General features: G+C 65.8%; 23 protein-coding genes and 1 pseudogene. 10 read left to right on the forward strand and 14 right to left on the reverse strand.

The features are described 5' to 3' along the window. The 5 genes from WA965_RS17570 to WA965_RS17590 all read left to right on the forward strand — a co-directional run. The coding region (locus WA965_RS17570; RefSeq protein ID WP_526447874.1) for an MBL fold metallo-hydrolase at window positions 1-859 on the forward strand (859 nt) is incomplete at its 5' end. A 28-nt stretch (window positions 860-887) separates the two neighbouring features. Further along, window positions 888-2,492: a serine hydrolase domain-containing protein gene (locus WA965_RS17575; RefSeq protein WP_526298736.1), complete on the forward strand. Its 1,605-nt coding sequence runs from the start codon at window positions 888-890 to the stop codon at window positions 2,490-2,492. A 7-nt stretch (window positions 2,493-2,499) separates the two neighbouring features. Beyond that, window positions 2,500-4,887 (forward strand): cation-translocating P-type ATPase, encoded by a 2,388-nt coding sequence (locus tag WA965_RS17580; RefSeq protein WP_526298738.1) that lies wholly within the window; start codon window positions 2,500-2,502, stop codon window positions 4,885-4,887. 10 nt (window positions 4,888-4,897) lie between these two features. Beyond that, window positions 4,898-5,179 carry an Rv0909 family putative TA system antitoxin gene (locus tag WA965_RS17585; RefSeq protein WP_526298740.1) on the forward strand — a complete coding sequence of 94 codons (282 nt, stop codon included), beginning with the start codon at window positions 4,898-4,900 and terminating at the stop codon, window positions 5,177-5,179. A gap of 14 nt (window positions 5,180-5,193) precedes the next feature. Next, window positions 5,194-5,631, forward strand: a complete 438-nt coding sequence (locus WA965_RS17590; RefSeq protein WP_526298742.1) for a type II toxin-antitoxin system Rv0910 family toxin — start codon at window positions 5,194-5,196, stop codon at window positions 5,629-5,631. Window positions 5,632-5,660: 29 nt separating this feature from the next. Here the strand turns inward: WA965_RS17590 and WA965_RS17595 are convergent, their stop codons facing one another. The 12 genes from WA965_RS17595 to WA965_RS17650 all read right to left on the reverse strand — a co-directional run bounded on the left by WA965_RS17595 (window position 5,661) and on the right by WA965_RS17650 (window position 15,580). Beyond that, a complete protein-coding gene (locus WA965_RS17595; RefSeq protein WP_526298744.1) occupies window positions 5,661-6,230 on the reverse strand; it encodes an isomerase in 570 nt (189 codons plus the stop codon). Beyond that, window positions 6,230-7,354, reverse strand: coding sequence for a cytochrome P450 (locus tag WA965_RS17600; RefSeq protein ID WP_526298824.1), 1,125 nt, complete (start codon window positions 7,352-7,354; stop codon window positions 6,230-6,232). Before WA965_RS17600 ends, WA965_RS17595 begins: the two co-directional genes overlap by 1 nt. Before the next feature lie 47 nt (window positions 7,355-7,401). Next, complete coding sequence (locus WA965_RS17605; protein WP_526298746.1) at window positions 7,402-8,457, reverse strand: NAD(P)H-dependent amine dehydrogenase family protein; 1,056 nt, start codon at window positions 8,455-8,457, stop codon at window positions 7,402-7,404. 49 nt (window positions 8,458-8,506) lie between these two features. Beyond that, complete coding sequence (locus tag WA965_RS17610; protein WP_526298748.1) at window positions 8,507-9,727, reverse strand: cytochrome P450; 1,221 nt, start codon at window positions 9,725-9,727, stop codon at window positions 8,507-8,509. Further along, window positions 9,724-10,152 carry a hypothetical protein gene (locus WA965_RS17615; protein ID WP_526298750.1) on the reverse strand — a complete coding sequence of 143 codons (429 nt, stop codon included), beginning with the start codon at window positions 10,150-10,152 and terminating at the stop codon, window positions 9,724-9,726. Before WA965_RS17615 ends, WA965_RS17610 begins: the two co-directional genes overlap by 4 nt. 33 nt (window positions 10,153-10,185) lie before the next feature. Further along, window positions 10,186-10,920: a hypothetical protein gene (locus tag WA965_RS17620; RefSeq protein WP_526298752.1), complete on the reverse strand. Its 735-nt coding sequence runs from the start codon at window positions 10,918-10,920 to the stop codon at window positions 10,186-10,188. Next, window positions 10,917-11,048: a hypothetical protein gene (locus tag WA965_RS17625; protein WP_256735999.1), complete on the reverse strand. Its 132-nt coding sequence runs from the start codon at window positions 11,046-11,048 to the stop codon at window positions 10,917-10,919. The genes WA965_RS17620 and WA965_RS17625 overlap by 4 nt, the downstream gene beginning before the upstream one ends. Before the next feature lie 14 nt (window positions 11,049-11,062). Further along, window positions 11,063-11,869 (reverse strand): AAA family ATPase, encoded by an 807-nt coding sequence (locus tag WA965_RS17630; RefSeq protein WP_526298754.1) that lies wholly within the window; start codon window positions 11,867-11,869, stop codon window positions 11,063-11,065. Next, window positions 11,866-13,398, reverse strand: a complete 1,533-nt coding sequence (locus WA965_RS17635; protein WP_526298756.1) for a nitric oxide reductase activation protein NorD — start codon at window positions 13,396-13,398, stop codon at window positions 11,866-11,868. Before WA965_RS17635 ends, WA965_RS17630 begins: the two co-directional genes overlap by 4 nt. A gap of 149 nt (window positions 13,399-13,547) precedes the next feature. Then, the gene (locus WA965_RS17640; protein WP_526298826.1) at window positions 13,548-14,150 is read right to left on the reverse strand and encodes a TetR/AcrR family transcriptional regulator; all 603 of its coding nucleotides are present in this window, start codon (window positions 14,148-14,150) and stop codon (window positions 13,548-13,550) included. 55 nt (window positions 14,151-14,205) lie between these two features. Next, window positions 14,206-14,937: a hypothetical protein gene (locus WA965_RS17645; RefSeq protein WP_526298758.1), complete on the reverse strand. Its 732-nt coding sequence runs from the start codon at window positions 14,935-14,937 to the stop codon at window positions 14,206-14,208. Between the two features lie 40 nt (window positions 14,938-14,977). After that, entirely contained in the window at window positions 14,978-15,580 is a 603-nt protein-coding gene (locus WA965_RS17650) for a TetR/AcrR family transcriptional regulator (RefSeq protein ID WP_526298760.1), read from the reverse strand. Window positions 15,581-15,683: 103 nt separating this feature from the next. On the opposite strand from WA965_RS17650, the pseudogene WA965_RS17655 reads away from it, so the two are divergent. Next, window positions 15,684-16,270, forward strand: a pseudogene (locus WA965_RS17655) (SDR family NAD(P)-dependent oxidoreductase). Window positions 16,271-16,288: 18 nt separating this feature from the next. Beyond that, window positions 16,289-17,362: an NAD(P)H-dependent amine dehydrogenase family protein gene (locus WA965_RS17660; protein WP_526298762.1), complete on the forward strand. Its 1,074-nt coding sequence runs from the start codon at window positions 16,289-16,291 to the stop codon at window positions 17,360-17,362. A 12-nt stretch (window positions 17,363-17,374) separates the two neighbouring features. Here the strand turns inward: WA965_RS17660 and WA965_RS17665 are convergent, their stop codons facing one another. Together WA965_RS17665 and WA965_RS17670 are read right to left on the reverse strand one after the other, a co-directional pair. Then, window positions 17,375-18,040, reverse strand: a complete 666-nt coding sequence (locus WA965_RS17665) for an SDR family oxidoreductase (RefSeq protein WP_526298764.1) — start codon at window positions 18,038-18,040, stop codon at window positions 17,375-17,377. Between the two features lie 11 nt (window positions 18,041-18,051). Beyond that, window positions 18,052-18,483 carry a VOC family protein gene (locus WA965_RS17670; protein ID WP_526298766.1) on the reverse strand — a complete coding sequence of 144 codons (432 nt, stop codon included), beginning with the start codon at window positions 18,481-18,483 and terminating at the stop codon, window positions 18,052-18,054. 88 nt (window positions 18,484-18,571) lie between these two features. Here WA965_RS17670 and WA965_RS17675 point away from each other — a divergent pair, with 88 nt between their 5' ends. From WA965_RS17675 to WA965_RS17685, 3 genes are read left to right on the forward strand one after another with little or no spacing between them, the layout of a single operon-like run. Further along, window positions 18,572-19,411: an MBL fold metallo-hydrolase gene (locus WA965_RS17675; RefSeq protein WP_526298768.1), complete on the forward strand. Its 840-nt coding sequence runs from the start codon at window positions 18,572-18,574 to the stop codon at window positions 19,409-19,411. A gap of 14 nt (window positions 19,412-19,425) precedes the next feature. After that, window positions 19,426-20,808, forward strand: coding sequence for a cytochrome P450 (locus WA965_RS17680; protein ID WP_526298828.1), 1,383 nt, complete (start codon window positions 19,426-19,428; stop codon window positions 20,806-20,808). Continuing rightward, on the forward strand, window positions 20,805-22,952 hold the full coding sequence (locus tag WA965_RS17685) for an Rv1355c family protein (RefSeq protein ID WP_526298770.1): 2,148 nt from the start codon (window positions 20,805-20,807) through the stop codon (window positions 22,950-22,952). The genes WA965_RS17680 and WA965_RS17685 overlap by 4 nt, the downstream gene beginning before the upstream one ends. The last annotated feature ends 1 nt before the right edge of the window (window position 22,953 follow it).

The following is a 22,953-nucleotide window of genomic DNA, read 5'->3' on the forward strand; positions in this document are numbered from 1 at the left end:
GCCGCCCGGTCCCATCCCGTTGGCCGACGAACCGCCGGCCGACCTCGCCGCGTCGCAGGCCGCGGCCAGTTGGTACGGGCATTCCAGCGCGTTGATCGAGATCGACGGCTACCGGGTGCTGGTCGACCCGGTGTGGAGCCAGCGCTGTTCGCCGTCGCGGGCGGTGGGCCCCCAGCGGATGCACGAGGCGCCGATCCTGTTGGAGGCGCTACCCGCGGTGGACGCCGTGGTGATCAGCCATGACCACTACGACCACCTCGACATCGACACCATTGTCGCTCTGGCCCGCACCCAGCGCGCACCGTTCGTCGTGCCGCTGGGCATCGGCGCGCATCTGCGCAAGTGGGGGATTCCGGAGAGCCGGATCGTCGAGTTGGACTGGAACGAGAGCCACCGGATCGGCGAGCTGACGCTGGTCTGCACCCCCGCACGGCACTTCTCCGGCCGGCTGTTCAGCCGCGACACCACGCTGTGGGCGTCCTGGGTGATCTCCGGGCCGACGCACCGTGCATTCTTCGGCGGGGACACCGGCTATACGAAGAGCTTCGCCGAGATCGGCGCCGAGTACGGCCCGTTCGACCTGACGCTGCTGCCCATCGGTGCGTACCACCCGGCCTTCGCCGACATCCACATGAACCCCGAGGAAGCGGTGCGCGCCCACCTCGATCTGGCCGACGGCGGCAGCAGCCTGATGGTGCCGATCCACTGGGCCACGTTCCGGCTCGCCCCGCACCCGTGGGCGGAACCGGTGGAGCGCCTGGTCACGGCCGCGGAGGCCGAACGCATCCGGATCGCGGTGCCCATTCCGGGCGAGCGTGTTGATCCGGAGTCGACTTTGCAGCCGTGGTGGCGTATGTAGCACCGTCGAACGCGTTACGGTGCTGATCATGAACCCAGCCGCCCGAGGTGCCGCGCTCGCTGTGTTGATCGCGCTGCTGGCCGGGTGCGGCGCCGACAGTGCCGAGCGCGCCGACCCTGCACCGTCTACGGCACCTCAGGCGAGTCAGTCGGCCGAGGTGCCGCCGCCGCTGGTCCCCGCGATGCCGTTGCCCGAGAACGCGGTGAACAATGCCGTGTCCAAGCTCGATGGCATGGTCGAGGACCTGATGGCGAAGTCGGGTCTGCCCGGTATGGCGGTGGCCGTCGTCCACGGCGGAGAAACGGTCTACGCCAAGGGCTTCGGCGTCAAGGATGTGCGCAACGGTGACGATCCGGAAAACCGGGTGAACCCCGACACTGTGTTCCAGTTGGCGTCGCTGTCGAAGTCGCTGAGCGCCACCGTCGTCGCCCATCAGGTCGGCGAGGGCACCATCGACTGGGATACCCCGATCGTCGACAAGCTGCCCTGGTTCGCGCTGTCGGACCCCGCGGTCACCGAGATGGTGAGCGTCGGCGACATGTTCTCGCACCGTTCCGGGCTGCCCGACCACGCCGGTGACCTGCTCGAGGATCTCGGCTACGACCGTCGCCAGGTGCTGGACAAGCTGCGTGACTATCCGCTCGATCCGTTCCGGATCTCCTACGCCTACACCAACTTCGGCTTCACCGCCGGTGCGGAAGCGGTGGCGTTCGCAGCGGGCAGGTCCTGGGAGGACCTCAGCCAGGACGTCCTCTACGGACCGCTCGGGATGACGTCGACCAGTTCACGTTTCGACGAGTACGAGGCTCGTGCCGATCGCGCCGTCGGCCACATCCACATCGACGGCGAGTACTCGCCCGACTACGTGCGCGACCCGCAGAACGAAGGACCTGCCGGCGGCGTCAGCAGCTCGATCAACGACATGTCGAAGTGGCTGACGATGGTGCTCGCCAACGGCGCCTACGACGGCAGGCAGATCGTCGACTCCAAGGCCCTGCTGCCTGCTCTCACTCCGCAGAGTGTGTCGGACCGGGCCTCGGAGCCGGCCATGAGGTCGGGTTTCTACGGCTACGGGTTCAACGTGGGGACGACGTCGGCGGGCCGCCAGCAGATCAGTCACTCGGGCGCCTTCGAGCTGGGTGCCGGAACGAACTTCCTCATGCTTCCGTCGGCCGATGTGGCGATCGTCGCCCTGACCAATGCCACTCCGTCGGGAGTCCCGGAGACGCTGACCGCACAGTTCGCCGATCTCGTCCAGTTCGGCGAGGCGCGCGAAGACTGGTGGACGCCGTACAGTCGGGCGTTCGAGCAGATGGAGCAGCCCGTCGGCTCACTGGTGGGTCAGCAGCCGCCGGCAGATCCCGCCCCGCCCGCCCCGCTGGCGAGCTACGTCGGGGTGTACACCAACGAGTTCTGGGGTCCCGCGCGGGTGAACATGCGCGACGGTGGGCTGCAACTGGCGCTGGGCTCCACGCTCACCGTGCCGCTCACACACTGGGACGGCGATGTGTTCACCTTCTCCTTCGTGACCGAGAATGCTCCTCCGGGAACGATTTCCAAGGCCACCTTCGACGGCGATCGGCTCACGCTGGAGTACTACGACGGGGAAGGCAACGGAGTGTTTGTGCGATGAGCGGACGATGACGACGGCGATCACGACGGGCCTGTCCGACGCCGAGGTCGCGCAACGGGTTTCCGAAGGAAAGACCAACGACGTCCCGACCCGTGCGGCGCGCAGCGTCTCGGAGATCGTCCGCGGCAACGTCTTCACGCGGATCAACGCGATCCTCGGTGTACTTCTGATCATCGTGCTGTCGACGGGGTCGGTGATCAATGGGGCATTCGGTCTGCTGATCATCGCCAACAGCGCGATCGGCATCATCCAGGAGCTGCGGGCCAAGCAGACGCTGGACAAGCTGGCGATCGTCGGTCAGGCGAAACCCATGGTGCGCAGGGAATCCGGTACCGCTGCGCTGGCCCCCAGTCAGGTTGTCCTCGACGACGTGATCGAGTTGGGGCCCGGCGATCAGATCGTCGTCGACGGCGTGATCCTCGAGGAGGCCAACCTCGAGATCGACGAATCGCTGCTGACCGGAGAGGCCGATCCGATCGCCAAGGACGCCGACGATCACGTCATGTCGGGCAGTTTTGTGGTGGCGGGCAGCGGGGCCTACCGGGCCACCAAGGTCGGGCGGGAGGCCTACGCCGCCAAGCTCGCCGAGGAGGCCTCCAAGTTCACCCTTGTGAAATCCGAACTGCGAAGCGGCATCAACAAGATCCTGCAGTTCATCACCTACCTGCTGGTGCCGGCCGGCGCGCTGATCATCTACACCCAGCTGTTCACCACCGGGGCGGGATGGCAGGAGTCCGTGCTGCGCATGGTGGGCGCGCTGGTCCCGATGGTGCCCGAGGGCCTGGTGCTGATGACATCGATCGCCTTCGCGGTGGGCGTGATCCGGTTGGGCCGCAGGCAGTGTCTGGTCAACGAACTCCCGGCGATCGAGGGACTCGCCCGCGTCGACGTGGTGTGTGCCGACAAGACCGGGACGCTGACCGAGAACGGCATGCGTGTCAGCGATCTCAAAGAGCTCGACGAGGGTTCGGTGACCGAGGTGCTGGCGCAACTGGCTGCCGACGACGCCCGTCCCAACGCCAGCATGGCCGCCATCGGGGAGGCCTACCCGACGCCGCCGGGCTGGACTGCGACCGCGACGGCGCCGTTCAAGTCGGCAACCAAGTGGAGCGGCTCCTCCTACGCCGGGCACGGCAACTGGGTGATCGGTGCACCGGATGTGCTGCTGGATCCCGCATCGCCGGCGGCCGAGGCAGCCGAACAGATCGGCGCGCGAGGTCTGCGGGTGCTGCTGCTGGGTTCCAGCGACCTGCCTGTCGACCACGGCGACGCACCCGGAACAGTCAGCCCCGCGGCCCTGGTGGTTCTGGAGCAGCGGATCCGCCCCGATGCCCGCGACACGCTGGAATACTTTGCCACACAGAAGGTCACGGTCAAGGTCATCTCCGGAGACAACGCCGTCTCGGTGGGTGCGGTGGCGGGTTCACTCGGGCTCGAAGGCGAGACCATGGATGCGCGTCAGCTGCCGGCGGCACCGGAGGAACTCGCCGACAGCTTGGAGCAGTACACGACGTTCGGCCGGGTACGGCCCGACCAGAAACGGGCGATGGTGCACGCGCTGCAGTCGCGCGGACACACGGTGGCGATGACCGGCGACGGTGTCAACGACGTCCTCGCGCTGAAGGACGCCGACATCGGCGTCGCGATGGGGTCGGGCAGCTCGGCATCGCGTGCGGTGGCGCAGATCGTGCTGCTGGACAACAAGTTCGCCACCCTGCCCTACGTCGTGGGCGAGGGCCGCCGGGTCATCGGCAACATCGAACGCGTCTCCAATCTGTTCCTCACCAAGACGGTCTACTCGGTGTTGCTGGCGATCCTCGTCGGATTGGCGGGGCTGTCGGCGGAGATATTCGGAACCGACCCCCTGCCCTTTCCGTTCCAGCCGATCCACGTCACGATCGCGGCCTGGTTCACCATCGGCATCCCGGCGTTCGTCTTGTCGCTTGCCCCCAATACGGAGCGCGCCCAGCCCGGCTTCGTGCGGCGGGTGATGACCTCGGCGCTGCCGTCGGGGCTGGTCGTCGGCATCGCGACGTTCGTCTCGTACCTGCTCGCCTATGAGGGCCGGGCGGCGACGGAGACCGAGCAGACCCAGGCGTCCACTGCCGCCCTGATCACGCTGTTGGTCTCCGCATTGTGGGTGTTGTCGGTGGTGGCCCGGCCCTACGAATGGTGGCGGGTGGCGTTGGTCGCGGTGTCGGCGTTCGCCTACGTCGTGATCTTCAGCATCCCGCCGGCCCGTGACCTGTTCATCCTGGATATCTCCGATGTGGGCGGCACGTCGATCGCGCTGGGCATCGGCCTGTTGGGGGCGCTCGCCGTCGAGGTGATCTGGTGGGTGCAGGGCGCCGTACTGGGGGAACGCCGCAGGCTGTGGCGTCCGCGGGAGCGGTAGGGTTGCTCTCATGGGATTTCTGGACAAAGCCAAGGACCTCCTGGGTAAGAACGCCGACAAGGTCGATACCGCCATCAACAAGGCGGGCGACTTGGTCGACAAGAAGACCCAGGGCAAGTATGCCTCGACGATCGACAAGGTTCAGGACGCCGCCAAGAAGGCCGTCCAGGACAACACCAATCCGGGCGGGCAGGTGCCACCGGGTCAGCAGTCGGGCCAGGTCCCGCCCCCGCAGCCGCCGCCGGGCAGCCCGCCTCAGCAGCAACCCCCGACGGCTCCGCCGACGTCCTAGGCTGAGCTCACGGCATGGCCAAATTGTCGGTCTCCATCGACGTGCCACTGGCGCCGGACAAGGCGTGGGAGAGCGCCTCGGACCTGTCCCGCTACAAGGAGTGGCTCTCTATACACCGGGTGTGGCGCTCTGCGCTGCCGGACTCCATCGAGAAGGGTACGGTCCTGGACTCGATCGTCGAGGTCAAGGGCATGCCCAACCGGATGCGCTGGACCGTCGTGCACTACCGCCCGCCGGAGGCGATGACGCTCAACGGCGACGGCAAGGGCGGGGTGAAGGTCAAGCTCATCGGCAAGGTCAAACCCTCGGATCTGGGATCGACCGTGATGTTCGACGTCCATCTGGGCGGACCGGCATTGTTCGGTCCGATCGGAATGGTGGTCGCCGGCGCCTTGAAGGGCGACATCCGAGAGTCGCTGGAGCGTTTCAAGGCGGTCTTCGCACCCTCGTGATGAGAGGTGTGCGCCTTGGCCACCTTCGGTCAGCGGCCGAACCGCCGACCGAGCAGCTTCGCGAACTCGACTGTCGAGCGGCGCACGGATTCGAATTCCAGTGACACCAGCAATGTGTCGACCATCGCGAAGGGCAGTGTGGTGGCAACGGCCCCACGGCCGTACTCGATGTGCCACGAGCCTGGATGAATCGTCATCCCGCGGGCGTGACCTCTCTCCAGACAGGTGTGCTCACCGGGAAACAACGGCGGTAGCGCCGAGGTTCCATCTGATTCGAGGTCATAGGAATCGATCTGGCCGGCGATCAGGAACTTGTGGATGTCGACGTGCTTGTAGCGCCCCGAGAAGCCCTGCGTACCAGTAGGGGATCCGAAGATCACGATGTACTCGCGCGGGCTGAAGTAGAGGAATCGGACCTTGCCGAGGATTCCGCCCGCCTTGCTGCCGACCCAGCGTCCCGGCCGGGGGTCGATCAGGTCGGGGTACTCGTCGGCGAGTAACTCGATGGCGTAAGTGATGAGCTCGGCACCCTCGAGAGGGCTGCCAACAGCCTGCGAGGTGACCTTCTGCAGGACGTCGGGGTCGATCCTGTAGGCCATCAGCGTCCCTTCGGGAAAATGCGTATCGGCAACTCCGGCAGTGTGCAGGTGGCCGACGGCCAGGTGATCTGAGGGTCGAATCCGGCAGCCAGCTCGAAGTCGGGTATCCGCGAGAGCCATTCGCTGACAACGAGTTTGAGCTCCATCCGGGCCAGGTGCGCGCCCAGGCACCGGTGTGGACCCCCACCGAAACCCCAGTGCTTGTGCAGCTTGCCGTCCAGTACGAAGTCGTTCCCGGACTGTGGGTCGGCGCCGTCGCGGTTGATGGCGCCGAGACAGAGTCGCACCTCCGCGCCTGCGGGCAGTGTGACACCTGCGACGGTGACGGGCTGAGTGGTCACCCGCCCGACAACGGGTGCGGCCGGTTCCAGCCTGATCATCTCCTCGACGAACGCGGCGACGTCGTCGGGGTGGTGCCGCAACGAATCCCGTAACTCGGGTCGCCGTGCGAGTTCCAGCATGGTGGCACCGATGGTCGAGGTGACGGTATCGAGTCCGGCGAGCACGAACACCAGCGACAGACCCACGGCCTCGTTGTCGGATAGCGTCTCGTCGCCGTGGAGCAGCTCGGAGAGGATCCCGGCACGGGGTTGGTCCCGCTGTGTCTGAACAGCTTCGGTCAGGTAGGTGTACAACTCCACCGCCGGCGTCAGGTCCACGCTCGCCGGGTCGGTGGTCAGGCTGAACGCGATGATGGCGTCCTTCCACGCGACGAGCCGCTCCCGGTCCTCCAGCGGCAACCCGAAGAGGGTGAGAAAGACCTGGGACGGGTACGGGGTCGCGAGATCGGCCATCACCTCGCACTCGTCTCGGAGGGCGATCGCTTCGATGATGTTGATGGCCTGGGCCTGCAGCGAGGGAAGCAGTGAACTGAGCGTCTGTGGGCTGAAGTGGGAATGCAGGATACGGCGGTACCGGGTGTGCTCGGGAGGATCGAACCCCAGCGGCACCAGGGGGACCGGGCTGATCATGTCATCGTAGGAGATCCGTGAGGAGAACACCGCCGGGTCACGCAGTGCCGCAAGGACATCCTCACGGCGAGTGAGGTAGTACCAGCCGTCGCCGTAGAGCACCGGTCCGAGGCGGCGCAGCATCGACCATCCGTCACCGCGATCGCGCGACATCGGAAGATCCTCGTAGAGGACCCGGGGCACGTTCGCCGGAGGTGCGGTCACGGGCGTACCAGTCCGCGAGGTCGGATCAGGCCGAGATCCAGGTGGGTGTGCCACCCCGGTGGCGCATCGCAGACATCGGGAATGGCGTTGATGGCGCCCATGGCTGTCCAGTCATACCCGGGGTGCTTCATCGAGCCGTCGGGCTGTCTGACACCTTTGAGGGTCAACTCGGTCGGCGGGTCCCCGTCGATGACGATCTCGTACCGGGTCTCACCCCAATCCCACGCCGGCTCAAGCCGATCGGGTCCTGCGGTCACGTAGATCGCGTGGAAGACGATCAGTGGCTGCCCGCCGACCCACGCCGTCCATTCGTGACGCTGCGCGGCGACTGTGCCTGAAGGGATGGTCCCCTCGTCGTGTGGGATGTCCTCGGTGGCCACTGCGGCCTCCACCTCGGAGGTCACACTGTCGATGCTGACGCCGAGGCCGTCGGCGATCATGTACATGGACTGGGCGAAGAACGGGGTGCCGAGACCGAGGATCGTCGGCTCGGTGAGGAACTTTTCCTTGTCTTTGCCGAATCCCATCCAGTCGATGTGATCCAGCGGAGCGTCCTTGAGGACGTCGACGACCTCGTACACCTGAATGGTGTCGATTCTGCTCATCACCCGCGCCAGCGTGAGCGGCAGGAGGTCACCCGCGTATCCGGGGTGGATTCCCCCGCCGTGAAAGGACGTGTCCCCCTCGTCACACGCAGCCCTGATCAACTGCGCCTGTCCCTCGAAGTCCGGCGACGGGTGGAAGAACCCGCTTGTCGTCACCACGTTCTTGCCGGACCGCAGGAGGCGGCAGACGGTGTCGACATCCATGATGATCGGCGTATAGAAGACGCAGTCGGCCTCGAGGTCGACTATCGAGTCGACGTCGCTGGTGGCGAGAACACCGATCGGGTCGATACCGGCGATCTCGCCGGCGTCCCTGCCGTTCTTCTCCTCGCTGTGCACCAGCACTCCGACCAGGTCGTAGATGGGGTTGTCCGCGAAGTGGCGGATACCCACCCGTCCGACGTCGCCGGTCATCCATTGGATCACGCGGTAGGTTTTCTGCGGCACGGGAACACCTCTCAGCTTGTTGCGGGTTGTCCACTGCACGGCCCCGACGTTATGTCCACGACCGTGGGCCTGGTGTGAAATCGACCGGGACCGAGCGGAATCCGCGGGTGACGGAGTTGCCGTGGAACTTCGCGTGCGCTCCTGGCGTGAGCGTGAAATCGGGAATCCGGGACAGCACACGCTCGAGACCGACCTGGAACTCCAGTCGCGCCAGGTTGGACCCGAGACAACGGTGCACCCCTGCGCCGAAGCCGAGGTGTCTGTTCTCCCGGCGGTCGAGGATGCACCGGCCGGCGTCGGGGAACTCCGTCTCGTCGCGGTTGGCGGAGGCATAGTTGACGATCACCGACTCGCCGGGCTGAAAGGTACACCCGCTCAGTTCGACTTCGGCGCCCACGGTGCGGGGGATTCCGTGGATCGATCCGGCGAATCGAATGAATTCCTCCACCGCCCTGGCCAGGAGGTTGGGATCTCCGATCAGTCGGTCCCGCTCGGCCGGGTTGGTGGCGAGATAGTGGTAGGCGAAAGACATTGCACTGGCGGTGGTCTCGAGGCCCGCCTGGACAAGCAGCATCGCGTTGGACACGACGTCGGGGAAGGGCAGCTTCTCGCCGTCGATCTCGGCGGAGAGCAGAACGTCGATCATGTCGTCTTGCGGCGGCTGCTCGGTGCGGGCGGTCACCGCGTCGTGCAGATGCTGATACAACCCACCCCAGGCGGCCATCCGGGAGTCCTCGCCGGCCCCATTGAGCGCGGTGTCGGTGAGTTCGATGCACAGCGGGACGTCCTCGATCGGCATGCCGAGCAGATACTTGAAGAACACGATGCCGGGTTGCCGCCACGCGATCTGGGCGAGGTCACCGGACCCGTTCTCGATGAGCTCATCGATGAGCCGGTCGGTCTCCTCGGCGATCTGCGGGCGCAGTGCCTTCATTCTCGCCGGGGAGAAATACGGGTTGAGGACCTTGCGGAACTTCTGCTGTCTCGGCGGGTCCAAGGTGATGACCAGATCACCGGCGAGCTGCTCGGCCCCTTCGGGGGTCGGATTGCTGGAGAAGTGCTCCCAATCCTGCAGGATCGTGACGCACTCCGCGTAGCGGACCGCCACCCACGCGCCTGCCGGCGTTGCGCTGAGGAACGGGTTGTCGGTGCGGGCGAAGGGCGCCTGCTGCCGCATCAGCGAGTAGACGTCGTACAGGTAGTCGTTGTCGTTGAAATCCGGGTGGCGCAGATCCCAGTTCTGCGCATGCTCTTCGAGGGGTTTGGTCATGGATTCGAAGCCCCCTGCTGTTCGGCCGCCTGTCGAGCCTCCCGCTCTTCGTGGATACGCACGAGTTCGCGGAAACCGATTCGGTTGTACTCGGGCACCGGCTGGATACCCCATTCGTCCTGCGCGGTGTCCTTGCCCTCGGCCCCCTCGGGTGGTCCCAGCGGCGGATACGGGACCTTGCAGTCCAGGGTGTCATCGGAGTAGCGGACCTTGAGAAGTTCGCTACAGACCTCGGTGAGGCTCAACGTCGGATAGCCGTAGTAGACCGCCATGAACGGCAACGTGAAGGCACCCTCGATGACCAGGGCGACCAGGCACACGAGCACCGCGCGTTTGATGTACTTGTGCATCCGCGCGTAGTACGGGGTGGTGCCGGGCGGGAGATCCTCGGCCTTCTCTTCCTCGGTGGTTTCAGATGTGGTCACAGCCGTGCTCCTTAGAGTGCTTGCGGATCATGGTCAGTCGGTGAAGATCTCGCGGTTGACCGTGTGCAGGTAGGGGATCGCCAGGAAGGGGGTGATGTAGAAGATGTCGTAGAGCCACCAGCCGATGACCGGGAACACGACTCCGGCGAATCGGACGTCGGCGTACATCGTCATGTTGAACACGTAGACACACCAGATGAGCACGCCCATCCAGCAGGTGATGATCATCCACTGGTGGCCCCAGCGCTTCATCTGCAGGAACCCGATCGCCGCGGCGCACCGCATGGCGAAGACGGTGACGATCATGCCGAACACCATCGACTTCTCACCTGGTCCGGCGCTGCCCCCGACCCACAGCTCGTTGTAGTGCCAGAAGTAGCCGGCGTCGAACATGTTGCCCCAGCCGATCATCAGCACTCGGTTGATCAGCGTGTGGTTGGCGACGAGGTCGAGCGCCCATCCCAGACTGTTGAGCATGCCGTCGATCAGAACTAGGTAGCCGATGAGCGTGACGATCATCGGCCGGACCGAGTATCCCGCGCGCAGTGCCTGGCGTTGCAGCCACACACCGCGCATGAAGATCGGGAAACCGATGAGACCCGGTGCCCACATACCCATCAGGGCCGCTCCGGCGATCATCCACTTGTCGGCCTGCCGCTGAGCCAGTCTGGACTGCTCGTGGTGTTCTTCGAGGGTGATCGAGCCCTCGAGGGGAACGGACGCCGTCACCTCGGTGGGCGACTTCCGTTTCAGCAGTGGGAAGTTCACAGATACCACCAGCCGCGCGCGAACGACATGTAGAGCTGGATGAGGAACATCGTGAGCAGGTATCCATAGATGACGACCTGCAGGACGATCAGGGCCTTCTTGCGGTTCTTTTCCTTCTGGTCGACCATGCGGGCAATCCCTTCTAGTGGTTCGTATTCGGGCTGTCGGCATCGGCGAGACTGGCCGCGGCCACCTCGCGCAGACCCTCGGAGATGGCGCCATCGCTGGACAGCGGTGCGAGCACGCAGGCTTCAGCGGCTTCCAGTTCTTCTGCGCCTGAGGCGATCAGCTGTGCTGCGGTGACGAGTACGCGGGTGGAGGGCGGCTCGAAGTGGAACGCGGCATCCGCAGTTCGGATCGCCGTGGCACACCTGACCAGCCGCTGAGCGGTCGGCAATTCGATGGCCGACTCGGCGACGATCACCTCGGCTTCGCGGTCGGGGGGCAGATAGCGCATCGGCAGCGTGACGAATCGCTGGCGGAACGACGGTTTGAGCTCTTTGAGCGAGCTGCGGTAGGCGGGGTTGTAGGAGCACACCAGCATGAACGTCTCCGGCGCCTGGACCACCTCGCCCGCACGATCGAGGTAGAGGGTGCGCCGGTGATCGGTGAGGGAGTGCAGTACGGCCAGGGAGTCGTGGCGGGCCTCGACGACTTCGTCGAGGTAACAGATTGCGCCGGCCTTGACCGCGCGGGTCAGCGGCCCGTCGGTCCAGGTGACGTCCCCTCCGGTGACCATGAACCGCCCGACCAGGTCGGAGCTGGTCAGGTCGTCATGACAGCTGATGGTGACGACGGGGCGGGCCAGCAGCGTTCCCATGTGCTCGACCAGCCGGGTCTTCCCACACCCGGTGGGTCCGGTGAGCATCACGGGCAGTCGCTGCCGGTAGGCCCGTTCGAACATCTGCACTTCGCGGCCGTTGGCGAGGTAGGTGTCAGTTCTGTTCATGCCGCTACCAGCTCCCTGTGGACGTGGGCGAGAACGCGGGGGAGGTCGTCGACGCGGCGGATCCGCTGGGATCGGCGCGGCCCGAAGACTTCCGGGAGCGGGTCGACTCGGACGGGACCGATGCCGACGTAGTACATGGAGACCCCGGCGTCGTTCGCCTCCTCCACCGCGTGGGCAGCATCTGCCCATGCGTACCGCCCTTCGTACCCTTCGTCGGAGATCAGGCCGTCGCCGATCACGATCAGCAGACGACGTTCCGACGGTTGGGCGAGAAGGCGACTTGTCATATGGCGAAGTGGCGCACCGAGCCGGGTGTATCCGGCGGTGGACAAACCGAGGCTGCCGGGCGGCACGAATCGCCGATCCGGAAAGTCTTTGAGGCAGTTGACCTCGACGCGATGGCGGGTGTTTCCGGTGAAGGTGAAGATGCCGTGCCGTTCGCGTGCGGACGTCATCGCGCGGGACAGCGCGTCGGCGCAGGCCAGTTCCAGCTTGAAGACAGTGCCGCCGTGGATCCCCAGCGAGGAGCTGCCGTCGAGCAGCAGCGCGGTTGTGACATCACGGCTGGTCGGCAGCAGCTCCCGAAAGATCCGTGGTTCGACCGCCTCTCCGGTCGTCACATCGATGTAGTGACCGACGTACTGGTCGACGTCGATGTCGGACCCGTCCTCCAGGCGGCCCTTCATCGCACGATGGGTGTTCTTCTCGAACCAGTGCCGGACGTCGACGACGATGGCACCCGGTTGCCCGGTGCTGCCGCTGTGCGCCTGCTCGAGCACGGCGACGTGATCTGGCATGAAACTCTCCGTCCACGCATTCCATTCCGGATAGGGGATGCCCGGACGGTGGTCCGGGGTGACGTCGAGATCGTTGTCCTGCGGACGACTCGGCGGCGGCAGGTTGGGATTGCGGACACCGCCGTCGCCTCCGGCGGGGACCGAATGCGGTTGCGGTACCCGTTTCTGGTTCGTCGTCCACGGCAGGCGCCCGAACGAGCGGCGCAGTTTGTCGGACAACCCGTGCGGCAGCGTGTATGCCCGCGGCAGGCGCCCCAGCAGGGGATCAACAGCCAATGGCCGCTGAGTGCGGGCCAGTGCGACGGCGTGTTCCAGCATTTCTTCGCCGTCCATATCGGCGGCCGCCAGCTCGATTTCAGGAAGGAGGCGCCGCATCTCGGTGAGCAACCCCGGCCAGTTCTCGGCGACCCACCCGAGAGCAACGCCGGCTTCGACAACCGCGAGCGCGCTCAGTTCGCGGCCGGACAGCTCATTGAGGCGGTAGTCGGTGAGGCGATCCTTGGACGGTGAACACTGCAGGGCAACACCGCATGTCAGGGTGCGACGTGTCCAGTCACGGTGTGCCACCGGGTGGGGGACGTGGACGACGTCGAGCATCGAACTCAAACCGAAGCCGCGGTGTTGCCCGGTGACAAGGCGGGCGCCGGTGCGGCGCCGATCACTCAGTGCGACGGCGGTCAGGGCGCAGCTGCGCTCGGTAGCCATCGCGTGTGTGTCGGAGAGTCCGGTCATGTCCTGGGCGAGCCTCAGAAAGTTCCGATGTTGGAGAACATCCAGTACCAGAACCAGATGATGAGCCCAGCGCCACCCCAGGCCGCCACATAACGCAGTATCTCCCAGATCCAGCCGACCACGTCAGACCTCCTCGTCGCAGGGGTACGTCATCGGACCTCCAGTCCTCGTCGGGCAGTGATGATCAGGTTGGCCAGCATTGCGTCGCGGCGTTCGCTGTTCGTCGTGGTGGTGAGCACGCCATAGATGCCGAGCAGGAAGAACGCGGCACTGTAGAACGCCTCGACTTCGCGGTGGACCTCGCCGTCACCGCGTGCCCGCTCGATCTCGCGGACGAGCAGGACGATCACGGGGTGGTCCGACCATTCGTCCGCGCTCGGGCGGGTCGGCGAGAAGTGCAGCGCCAAAAGCTCTTTGAACAGTAGCGGCCCAAGGCGTCGCTCGAGTCCGGCGACCAGGCCCACGAGTTCCGCCAACACTGTGGCCAGGTTGTGCTCCTCGTCGAGAAACCGGGCGAACTCCGCGGCCATCCGTGCCTCTTCGCGACCCTCGAGCTCGAGCAGGACGTGCTCCTTGCTGGGGAAGTGGAAGAAGAAGGTCCCGTGGGCCACACCTGCGGCCGCCACGATCGTGCCGATATCGGCCCGCGCCATTCCCGACCGCTTGAACTCCGCGATCGCTGCACCGAGGATGCGTTCGCGCGTCTGCAGCCGACGTTGTTCGCGCACCGAGTGCTTGACCCGAGATGTCATGGTCCGATCTTTGTAACCCATTGACTGATAGTAGTCAATGATAGAAGTCAGTGAGTCAGTCGGAGAAGATCTCGCGGTTGACCGAATGCAGGTAGGGGATCGCCAGGAAGGGGGTGATGTAGAAGATGTCGTAGAGCCACCACCCGACGACGGGGAGCACGACTCCGGCGAATCGGACGTCGGCGTACATCGTCATGTTGAACACGTAGAGGCACCAGATGAGCACGCCCATCCAGCAGGTGATGATCATCCACTGGTGGCCCCAGCGCTTCATCTGCAGGAACCCGATCGCCGCGGCGATCCGCATCGTGAAGACGGTCAGGATCATCCCCACCTCCATGGCCTTCTCGCCCGGACCGGCGGCGCCTCCCAACCACAGCTCGTTGTAGTGCCAGAAGTACCCTGCGTCGAACATGTTTCCCCACCCGTTCAACAGCACTCGGGCGAGTAAGGTGTGGTTGGCGACCAGGTCGAGGGCCCATCCGACGGTGTTGATCGCGGCGTCGATGATGACGAGATAGCCGATGAGGGTCACCAGCAGAGGGCGCACCGTGAGTCCGTCCCGCTGCGCCTTGCGCATCAGCCACACCCCTCGCAGGAAGAGGGGTAGTCCGAAGATGCCGAGCGCTGCGGTGCCGATCAGCAGACTCCCGGAGATGAGCCACTTGTCGGCCTGGCGTTGCGCTTGTTGTGACGCCTGCAGGTGCTCGTCGAGACCGCTCGCGGGGACAGTTGGTGCGGTTCGATGGACTTCGCGCCGACCCCGGCCCAGTGTGGGCAGTTTCATGAGCGCTGACTATAGTCAATAAAAACCGGTAGTCAATCGGCTACTTCACGCCGATGCCCCGCAGGGTCTGGACGGTGTAGTCGTCAAGCAATGCGCGCCGCGCCGGCCAGTTGTGGGTGGTGGTCAGCAGCGCGTACAGGCCGAGCAGGAAGAACGCCGCACTGTTGACCGCGTTCACGGTCGGATCAACCTGACCCATGGACTTGGCGCGATCGACCTCGCGTGCCACCTCCACGATCACCGGGTGTTCATGGCTCTCGTCGTCTGTCGGGCGGGTCTGGGAGAAGTGCAGAGCCAGAAAGTCTTTGAACAGTATCGGCCCCAGGCGACGCTCCAGCCCGACAACAAGGCGGATCGCTTCGCGCAACGTCTCTGCGACGTCGTGATCGGTCTCGGCGAACCGGACCAGCTGTTTGGCGATCCGATCTTCCTCGCGGCGTTCGAGTTCCAGCAGCACGTGCTCCTTCGTCGGAAAATGGAAGAAGAACGTGCCGTGCGCGACACCCGCGGCGGCCACGATCGCGCCGACGTCGGCCGCGCCGATACCTGACCGCTTGAACTCCGCGACGGCCGCGCCCAACAAACGCTCCCGCGTCTGCAGTCGCTTGGCTTCGCGGCTGGAGGGCCTGTCCAACAGTGCCATTCATGCACACTACCGCCATGGTGTCGGGGGGGATTCTGCCATTCTGTTGACTTAAGTCAGATTGAGTCGTTAGATGGGCACGACTTCGCGGAGGGGAGCGGCTATGGCGCTGGAGCAGTTCGATCTCGGGGGCCAGGTCGCCGTGGTGACCGGCGCCGGTAAGGGCGTCGGCCAGGGCATTGCCCGCGTCCTCGCCGAAGCGGGTGCGACGGTTGTCGGCACTGCCCGGACGCGATCGGACATCGAGGGCACGATCGCCGATATCGAAGAAGCCGGCGGCAGGGGCCTGGCGGTGGTCGCCGACGCGATGAGCCGACCGGACGGCGAGCGGGTGGTCACCACTGCCATGGAAGAATTCGGCCGCATCGACATGCTGGTCAACAATGTCGGCGGCTCGACGTACGCCCGCTTTCTGGACATCACCGACGACGACTTCCGGCACACGTTCGACTGGTGCGTCACCTCGGCTCCTTCGCCACCGAAGGCCTACAGGGCAGCCTGGACATGATGCCGGGGTCGCGGGAGAAGATGGAGGAGACGACGCCGTTGCATCGACTCGGCGATGTCGAGGACCTCGGACGGCTCTGCGTGTACCTTGCGACGCGGGACTGCTACGCGACGAACGCCGTCTTCCATGTGGACGGTGGAATCGACTCGAACAATTCGCCGCTGCCGATCCCCGACTACTGAGCAGGAAACGGACACCAGATGCGCAGAGTGGTTCAGTTCTCCACGGGCAACGTCGGTCGGCACTCCCTGGCGGCGATCATCGGAAGGCCTGATCTCGAGTTGGTGGGCGTGCATGCCGCCAATCCCGACAAGATCGGCCGCGACGCCGCCGACCTGTGTGGGCTCGGTGAACCGACCGGCGTGACGGCCACCGATGATGTCGATGCGTTGATCGCCCTGAAGCCGGATTGTGTGGTCTACACGGCTTTGGGGGAGACACGCCCGATGGAGGCCATCGAGCAGATGTCCACTCTGCTGGCCGCCGGGATCAACGTGGTCGGAACGTCGATGGTGTGGCTGGTGACCCCACACCAGGCCGACGACTGGCTGCGGGTGCCGCTGCAGGACGCCTGCGCCGCCGGAAACGCCTCCCTCTACGTCAACGGGATCGACCCCGGGTTCTCCGGTGACACCGCGGTGCACGCCGCACTGAGCCTGGTGACCCGTGTCCGGTCCGTCGCCGTGCAGGAGGTCTTCGACTACAGCAACTACGACGACTACGAATACACGGGAACCGCAATGGGTTTCAACACCAGTCCGGACGACGAACTGGCGCCCGCCTATCAACCGGGCGTCATCACGTCGCTGTTCGGCGGGCTGGTGCGTAACCTCGCACGCCACCTCGACGTGGAACTCGACGAGGTTCGTCAGCGGTTCGAGCCCTGGTACACCCCGGAGCGCATCGAATGCACGATGACGACCGTCGAACCCGGCAACCTGGCGGCGGTGCGGTTCGCCGTCGAAGGAGTACGCGACGGAGTCCCGGTCATCACCGTGGAACACATCAACCGACTCACGTCTGCGGCCGCACCGGATTGGGAGTTTCCCCCCGACGGCCACCTCGGCGTGCACAGGGTGGTGGTGGAAGGCGAACCGCGGGTGGAGGTGAGCACCCACCTGTCGCACCCGGTTCTGGACGTCACCGATGCCGGATGCATCTCCACCGCGGCGAGAGCGGTGAACGCGATCGACTGGGTCTGCGGCGCTCCCGCAGGTCTGGTCTCGGTGGAGGACATCCCCCCGACCGAGATGATTCGCGGCCTGATGTGGTGACCGCTGCGGTGCTCAACCCCGCGAGAACATGGTGACCGCGTCGGCCACCGGGGTGTCACCGGAGATCACCTCGAACGTCTGACCGGCGGTGCCGGGAGCGTCGAGCACCGCGACCAGGACCGCAGCGACATCCTCGCGGGGGATGCTGCCACGTCCCGTGCTCGCTGCGATCGTCACCCGCCCGGTCCCGGGATCGTCGGTGAGCAGACCTGGGCGCACGATGGTGGAGTCGAGACCATGCCGCGCCAGGATGTCATCGTCCGCAGCGCCTTTCGCGCGGAGGTACGCGACGAAGACGGGGTCGCCGCCGTCGTCTGTGGCATGGGCGTCGGCACCCATCGCCGAGATCATCACATAGCGACGAACACCGGCGTGCTCTGCGGCATCGGCCAGCAGGATCGCCGCGTCGCGGTCGACGGTCTCCTTGCGTGCCGCGCCGCTGCCGGGGCCGGCCCCGGCAGCGAACACCACAGCGTCTGCTCCGCGAAGGGCAGCCGCCACGTCGTCGACGGAGGTGTTCTCCAGATCCATCACAGTGGCCTGTGCCCCTGCACTTTCCAGATCTGCCGAGTGCGCGGGATTGCGGATGAAGCCTGCGACCGTGTCCCCACGTTCGGACAGCAACCGTTCGAGGATCAACGCGATCTTCCCGTGCCCTCCGGCGATTACTACACGCATTGTCGTCCCTCCTACGTTGCGAACACCTGTGAATCGTCGGCGAACGCCTTGAACTCGAGAGCATTCCCCGCGGCATCGAGAAGAAACATCGTCCACTGCTCGCCTGTTTCGCCCGCGAAGCGCACGTAGGGTTCGATCACAAAATCGACACCGGCGACGCGCAGTCGATCGCTCAGTTCCTGGAACGCGGGGACCGTCAGGATCAGGCCGAAGTGTGGGACCGGCACGTCGTGTCCGTCGACCGGGTTGTGCACTGCAGCGGTGCGATCGGGGGCCAGATGGGTGACGAGTTGGTGCCCGTGCAGATTCCAGTCCACCCAGGTCTCATCGCTGCGGCCCTGTTCGAGGCCCAGCACGTCGCCGTAGAAATGGCGGGCAGCGGCCAGGTCGTCAACCGGTATCGCGAGGTGGAACCGCGGGATCGAAGAGTCGGGCGCACTCATGAGGCCATGCTACGGACCGATCGACGTGCCCAGTGGCAATTGCCCGGCGCCGCACTCAGGGAGACCCTCAAGCAGTTAGGCTATCTAGGTGGGGGTTACACGGGTCCACCACCTGAACTGCGCAACGCTACGAGGCGGCTCACTGCGGGGGCTGCCTCTTGTTTGCCATGTCCTGCTCCTGGAGACCTCGTCCGCCGGCCTTGTGCTGGTCGACACCGGTTTGGGCACTGCGGATTACGCGAACCTCACTTCGCGACTGGGGTTCGGATTCTCCAAGATCTATTCGCGGCCAGAGCCCGACCCCTCGCTTGCTGCCGTCGAGCAGATCTCCCAACGTGGATTCTCGCCGCGCGACGTCCGCCACATCGTGCTCACTCATCTCGATCTGGACCACGTCGGCGGTCTGAGCGATTTCCCCGATGCGCACGTGCATGTGCACAACACCGAGTTGCAAGCGGCACGTCGAGGGACGAACTGGAGAGACCGACTGCGCTACCGGCCCGCGATGTGGGCGCACGGTCCCCGGTGGAAGGCCTACCACCCGTCCGGTGAAACCTGGCTGGGTTTTGATGCCGTGCGCGGACTGGAGGGACTCGACGACGACGTCCTGATGGTGCCACTGCACGGCCACTCCCACGGTCACGTCGGGATAGCTGTCCGCGCGCCCGCAGGCTGGCTTCTCGCCGCCGGCGACGCGTACTTCGACCAGCGTGAGGTCAAACTGCCGCAACGGGTTTGCGCCAGGTCCGCAGCGGTGTTCCAGGCGGTCGTCGGCGCCGAGGACAAGGCACGCCGCCACAACCAGGACCGATTACGGGCGTTGCACGCCGACCAACCCGAGGTGACGATCTTCTGCGCCCACGACCCCACCGAGTACGTCGAAATAGTTCGGGGACAGGGAGAATCACCCCGAGGTCTTCCCGCGTGACCACGATCCCTTCGATGCCCGCCGACGGCGACACCGCTGATCTCCCCTTGGCTCCGCTCAACCCGCTGCCGTATTTCCAGCGATTGCGGGCTGTGCGGAACTATCACAGCGGGCCGGAGACGCTGCGGGACGCAGGCGGCCCGGTGACACGCTGGAACATCGGGCCGCGATGGCTGACGCCGACAATGGTGCTGGCGACGTCGCCGGGCGCCATCCGCGATGTGCTCACCCCCAGGGACGGGTCGGTCGACAAGACGACCCCGGTGTTCAACGAAGTACGCCGGGTCCTCGGCGCCAACCTCGCGAACCTGCCGCACGAGGCATGGGCCCCGCGTCGTCGGACCATCCAACCGGTGTTCACCAAGCAGCACGTTCGCGAGTTCGGTGATCACATGGCCGATGCCGCGGAGTCGGTGGGTGCGCTGTGGGCCGACGGAGCGGAGATCGATCTCGATGCGGAATCTCGACTACTCAGTCTGCGGGCGTTGGGACGTTCGGTGCTCGGCATCAACCTCGACGAACAGCCCGACGTCGTCGAGGCGTTGCACATCGCCATCCGGTATGCCATGCACCGCGCGCTGATTCCTCTTCGCGCGCCACGCTGGCTGCCGACGCCGATGCGCAGACGTGCCCGGGAGGCCAGCGCTCACGTCCACCACTTCGCGCACCGCATTCTGCAGGCTTGCCGCGAGGACCCCACCGTGGAGGCGCCACTGGTCCGGGCGCTCATGGACGCGCGAGACCCCGAGACGGGCCGGGCGCTATCCGATGACGAGATAGCCGACGAACTGATCATCTTCATCTTCGCCGGCCACGACACCACCGCCACCACCCTGACGTACGCGCTGTGGGCGCTCGGACACCACCCGGAGATCCAGAATCGTTTGGCTGCAGAGGTTTCCGCGGTACCCGGCCGTGAGCTGACGCCCGATGACGTCCCTCGCCTGGGTTATACAGTTCAGGTGATCCGGGAGTCGCTCCGGCTGTGTCCTCCCGGACCCACCGGAACCCGTATGGCAACACGCGACATGCAGGTGGGCGGGTACCGCATTGCCGCCGGGACCATGCTGGTCGTCGGGCGGATGGCTGTGCAACGCGACCCGGCGCTGTGGACCGACCCGTTGTCGTTCGACCCGGACCGATTCAGCCCCGAGCGGTTCAAGAAACTCGACCGGTGGCAGTACATCCCGTTCGGCGGCGGGACGCGTTCGTGTATCGGCGACCACTTCGCGATGCTCGAGAACACCTTGGCCCTGGCGACGATTGTACGTCGCACCGAGTTCACCTCACTGTCAACAGATTTCCCACTCAAGCTGCATTTCACGATGGTGCCGGGCGGACCTGTGATGGCTCGGACCCGGCACCGCCGGCCCGCTGGCGCGGTGGCGACGGCATGAGCGTCGCCGAGGGTAGCGCTGTCCACCGGGCCACTATTCTGGACCCCGACGATCCTGACGACCGGCAGGTACTCGACGAGCTGACAGACGACGTGCGGATCGAGTTCGTGGACCGGCGTACTGAGCAGATCCGGTCACTGGCCGAGTTGCATCCAGCGGTCAGAGGCGATCTCGCCGATCGGCCGACCCGGTGGGCCTACTATCCGTGGCGTCGCGTGGTGGTCGGCATCCTCGGCGAGAACGCCTTTCGCACGCTGCGCCTGGACCGCAACAGGAATCTGATCACAGTCGAGGAACAAGCCCGACTCGCCGAGCTGACGATCGGCGTTGTCGGGCTGAGCGTGGGTCACATCATCGCGCATACGCTGGCGGCGGAAGGACTGTGTGGACGGTTGCGGCTCGCCGACTTCGACGAACTCGAACTCTCCAACCTCAACCGGGTACCCGCCACCGTGTTCGACCTCGGCCTCAACAAGGCCACCGTTGCGGCCCGCCGGATCGCCGAACTCGACCCGTATCTCGACGTCGAGGTGCTTCCGATGGGGGTCACCGCCGATTCGCTCGACGGGTTCGCCGACGGTCTCGACATCGTGGTGGAGGAATGTGATTCGCTCGAGGTCAAGGCGATGGTCCGAGAAGCCGCCCGGGCGCGGCAGCTTCCGGTGCTGATGGCCACCAGCGACCGTGGACTGATCGACGTCGAACGGTATGACCTGGACCCACATCGGCCGATACTGCACGGCCTGCTGGGAGATGTCGATTCGACGAAGCTCGCCGGTCTGAGCAGCCGTGAGCGGATTCCCTACACGTTGCGCCACGCCGACCCCACCCGGTCGTCACCACGGATGACCGCCTCGATGGTCGAGGTGGGTCGCACGCTGTCCTCCTGGCCCCAGTTGGTGGGCGAGGTCACCATGGGCGCGGCCGTCATCGCCGAGGCCGTCCGCAGAATCGGTCTGGGAGAACCGCTTTCGTCCGGCCAGGCGAGGGTGGATGTGGCCGACGCGCTCGACGACCTGACCGAACCCTCGGTGATCGCCGAGAGTCCCGAGGCGGCGCCGCCCACTGCGCCGGCCGTCGCTACCGACACGCCGTCCTCGGTGCCTCGCACCGTTGCCGCCGCAGCGGTTCTCGCTCCCTCCGGCGGCAACGCGCAGCCATGGCACATCGAAGTGGGTTCCGACGCCGTCGTCATCCGGCTTGCACCGGAGCGCACCTCGATGATGGATGTGGCATATCGGGGAAGCGCGGTGGCTGTGGGGGCCGCAGCATTCAACGCCAAAGTTGCCGCCGCCGCCCATGACATGCTCGGGAAGGTAGAACTGAGCGAAGGCGACCCGGACACTCCGTTGCGGGCGGCCGTGCGATTGAGTGCCGGGACGAGCCCTCGGCTCGCGCACCTCTACCAGGCCATGCTCAACAGGGAGACCAGCAGGCACCGCGGTGATCCCGAACCGCTGACCGACGAGACGGTCGACCTCCTCCACCGGGCCGTCGACGGCGAGGGGGGTCGGCTGACGCTGCTCACCGAGCGAAGCGACATCAGCGAGGCCGCAGCCATTTTTGCCGCCGCTGACCGAATCCGGTACCTCACTCCGGCGCTGCACCAGGAGATGTTCACCGAGCTCAGGTTCGCCGGTGACAGGCGGCTGGACTCCGGGATCGACGTCCGCAGCCTGGAACTGGACGACAGCGACCGGGCAGTGCTCGAGGTGCTGCGCCGTCCCGATGTGATGGTCGAGCTGGCGCGTTGGGACGCCGGAACGGCATTGGGACAGGATGTCTCGGCGCGAGTGGAAGCGGCCTCCGCGTTGGCTGTCGTGTCGGTCCACGGCAGCGCGCTCACCGATTTTGCACAGGGAGGCGCAGCGGTCGAAGCGATGTGGATACAGGCGCAGCAGAGCGGGTTGGCGGTGCACCCCCTGTCGCCGGTCTTCCTGCATGCGGTCACGCCCGAAGAACTGACCGAGATGTCGCCCAGCTACAGCGCAGAATTGCAGCATCTGCAGTCGGGTTTCCGCCGGCTGGCCCGCACTCCGTCGGGAGATTCGCTGGTCCTGGTCCTCAAACTGGCTCGCGCACCGCGGTCGTCGCTGCGGAGCCGTCGTCGCGAGTTACCCGGCGAACTTGGTGGACCGAGCTGAC

Origin of the sequence: Mycobacterium sp., from assembly GCF_049683935.1 — a bacterium.
GTDB lineage: Bacteria > Actinomycetota > Actinomycetes > Mycobacteriales > Mycobacteriaceae > Mycobacterium.

Coding starts and splice junctions, on each gene's coding strand:
- WA965_RS17575 (WP_526298736.1), top strand. CDS start 888: ATGAACCCAGCCGCCCGAGGTGCCGCGCTCGCTGTGTTGATCGCGCTG.
- WA965_RS17580 (WP_526298738.1), top strand. CDS start 2,500: ATGACGACGGCGATCACGACGGGCCTGTCCGACGCCGAGGTCGCGCAA.
- WA965_RS17585 (WP_526298740.1), top strand. CDS start 4,898: ATGGGATTTCTGGACAAAGCCAAGGACCTCCTGGGTAAGAACGCCGAC.
- WA965_RS17590 (WP_526298742.1), top strand. CDS start 5,194: ATGGCCAAATTGTCGGTCTCCATCGACGTGCCACTGGCGCCGGACAAG.
- WA965_RS17595 (WP_526298744.1), bottom strand. CDS start 6,230: ATGGCCTACAGGATCGACCCCGACGTCCTGCAGAAGGTCACCTCGCAG.
- WA965_RS17600 (WP_526298824.1), bottom strand. CDS start 7,354: ATGTCGCGCGATCGCGGTGACGGATGGTCGATGCTGCGCCGCCTCGGA.
- WA965_RS17610 (WP_526298748.1), bottom strand. CDS start 9,727: ATGACCAAACCCCTCGAAGAGCATGCGCAGAACTGGGATCTGCGCCAC.
- WA965_RS17625 (WP_256735999.1), bottom strand. CDS start 11,048: ATGGTCGACCAGAAGGAAAAGAACCGCAAGAAGGCCCTGATCGTCCTG.
- WA965_RS17630 (WP_526298754.1), bottom strand. CDS start 11,869: ATGAACAGAACTGACACCTACCTCGCCAACGGCCGCGAAGTGCAGATG.
- WA965_RS17635 (WP_526298756.1), bottom strand. CDS start 13,398: ATGACCGGACTCTCCGACACACACGCGATGGCTACCGAGCGCAGCTGC.
- WA965_RS17640 (WP_526298826.1), bottom strand. CDS start 14,150: ATGACATCTCGGGTCAAGCACTCGGTGCGCGAACAACGTCGGCTGCAG.
- WA965_RS17645 (WP_526298758.1), bottom strand. CDS start 14,937: ATGAAACTGCCCACACTGGGCCGGGGTCGGCGCGAAGTCCATCGAACC.
- WA965_RS17650 (WP_526298760.1), bottom strand. CDS start 15,580: ATGGCACTGTTGGACAGGCCCTCCAGCCGCGAAGCCAAGCGACTGCAG.
- WA965_RS17660 (WP_526298762.1), top strand. CDS start 16,289: ATGCGCAGAGTGGTTCAGTTCTCCACGGGCAACGTCGGTCGGCACTCC.
- WA965_RS17665 (WP_526298764.1), bottom strand. CDS start 18,040: ATGCGTGTAGTAATCGCCGGAGGGCACGGGAAGATCGCGTTGATCCTC.
- WA965_RS17670 (WP_526298766.1), bottom strand. CDS start 18,483: ATGAGTGCGCCCGACTCTTCGATCCCGCGGTTCCACCTCGCGATACCG.
- WA965_RS17680 (WP_526298828.1), top strand. CDS start 19,426: ATGCCCGCCGACGGCGACACCGCTGATCTCCCCTTGGCTCCGCTCAAC.
- WA965_RS17685 (WP_526298770.1), top strand. CDS start 20,805: ATGAGCGTCGCCGAGGGTAGCGCTGTCCACCGGGCCACTATTCTGGAC.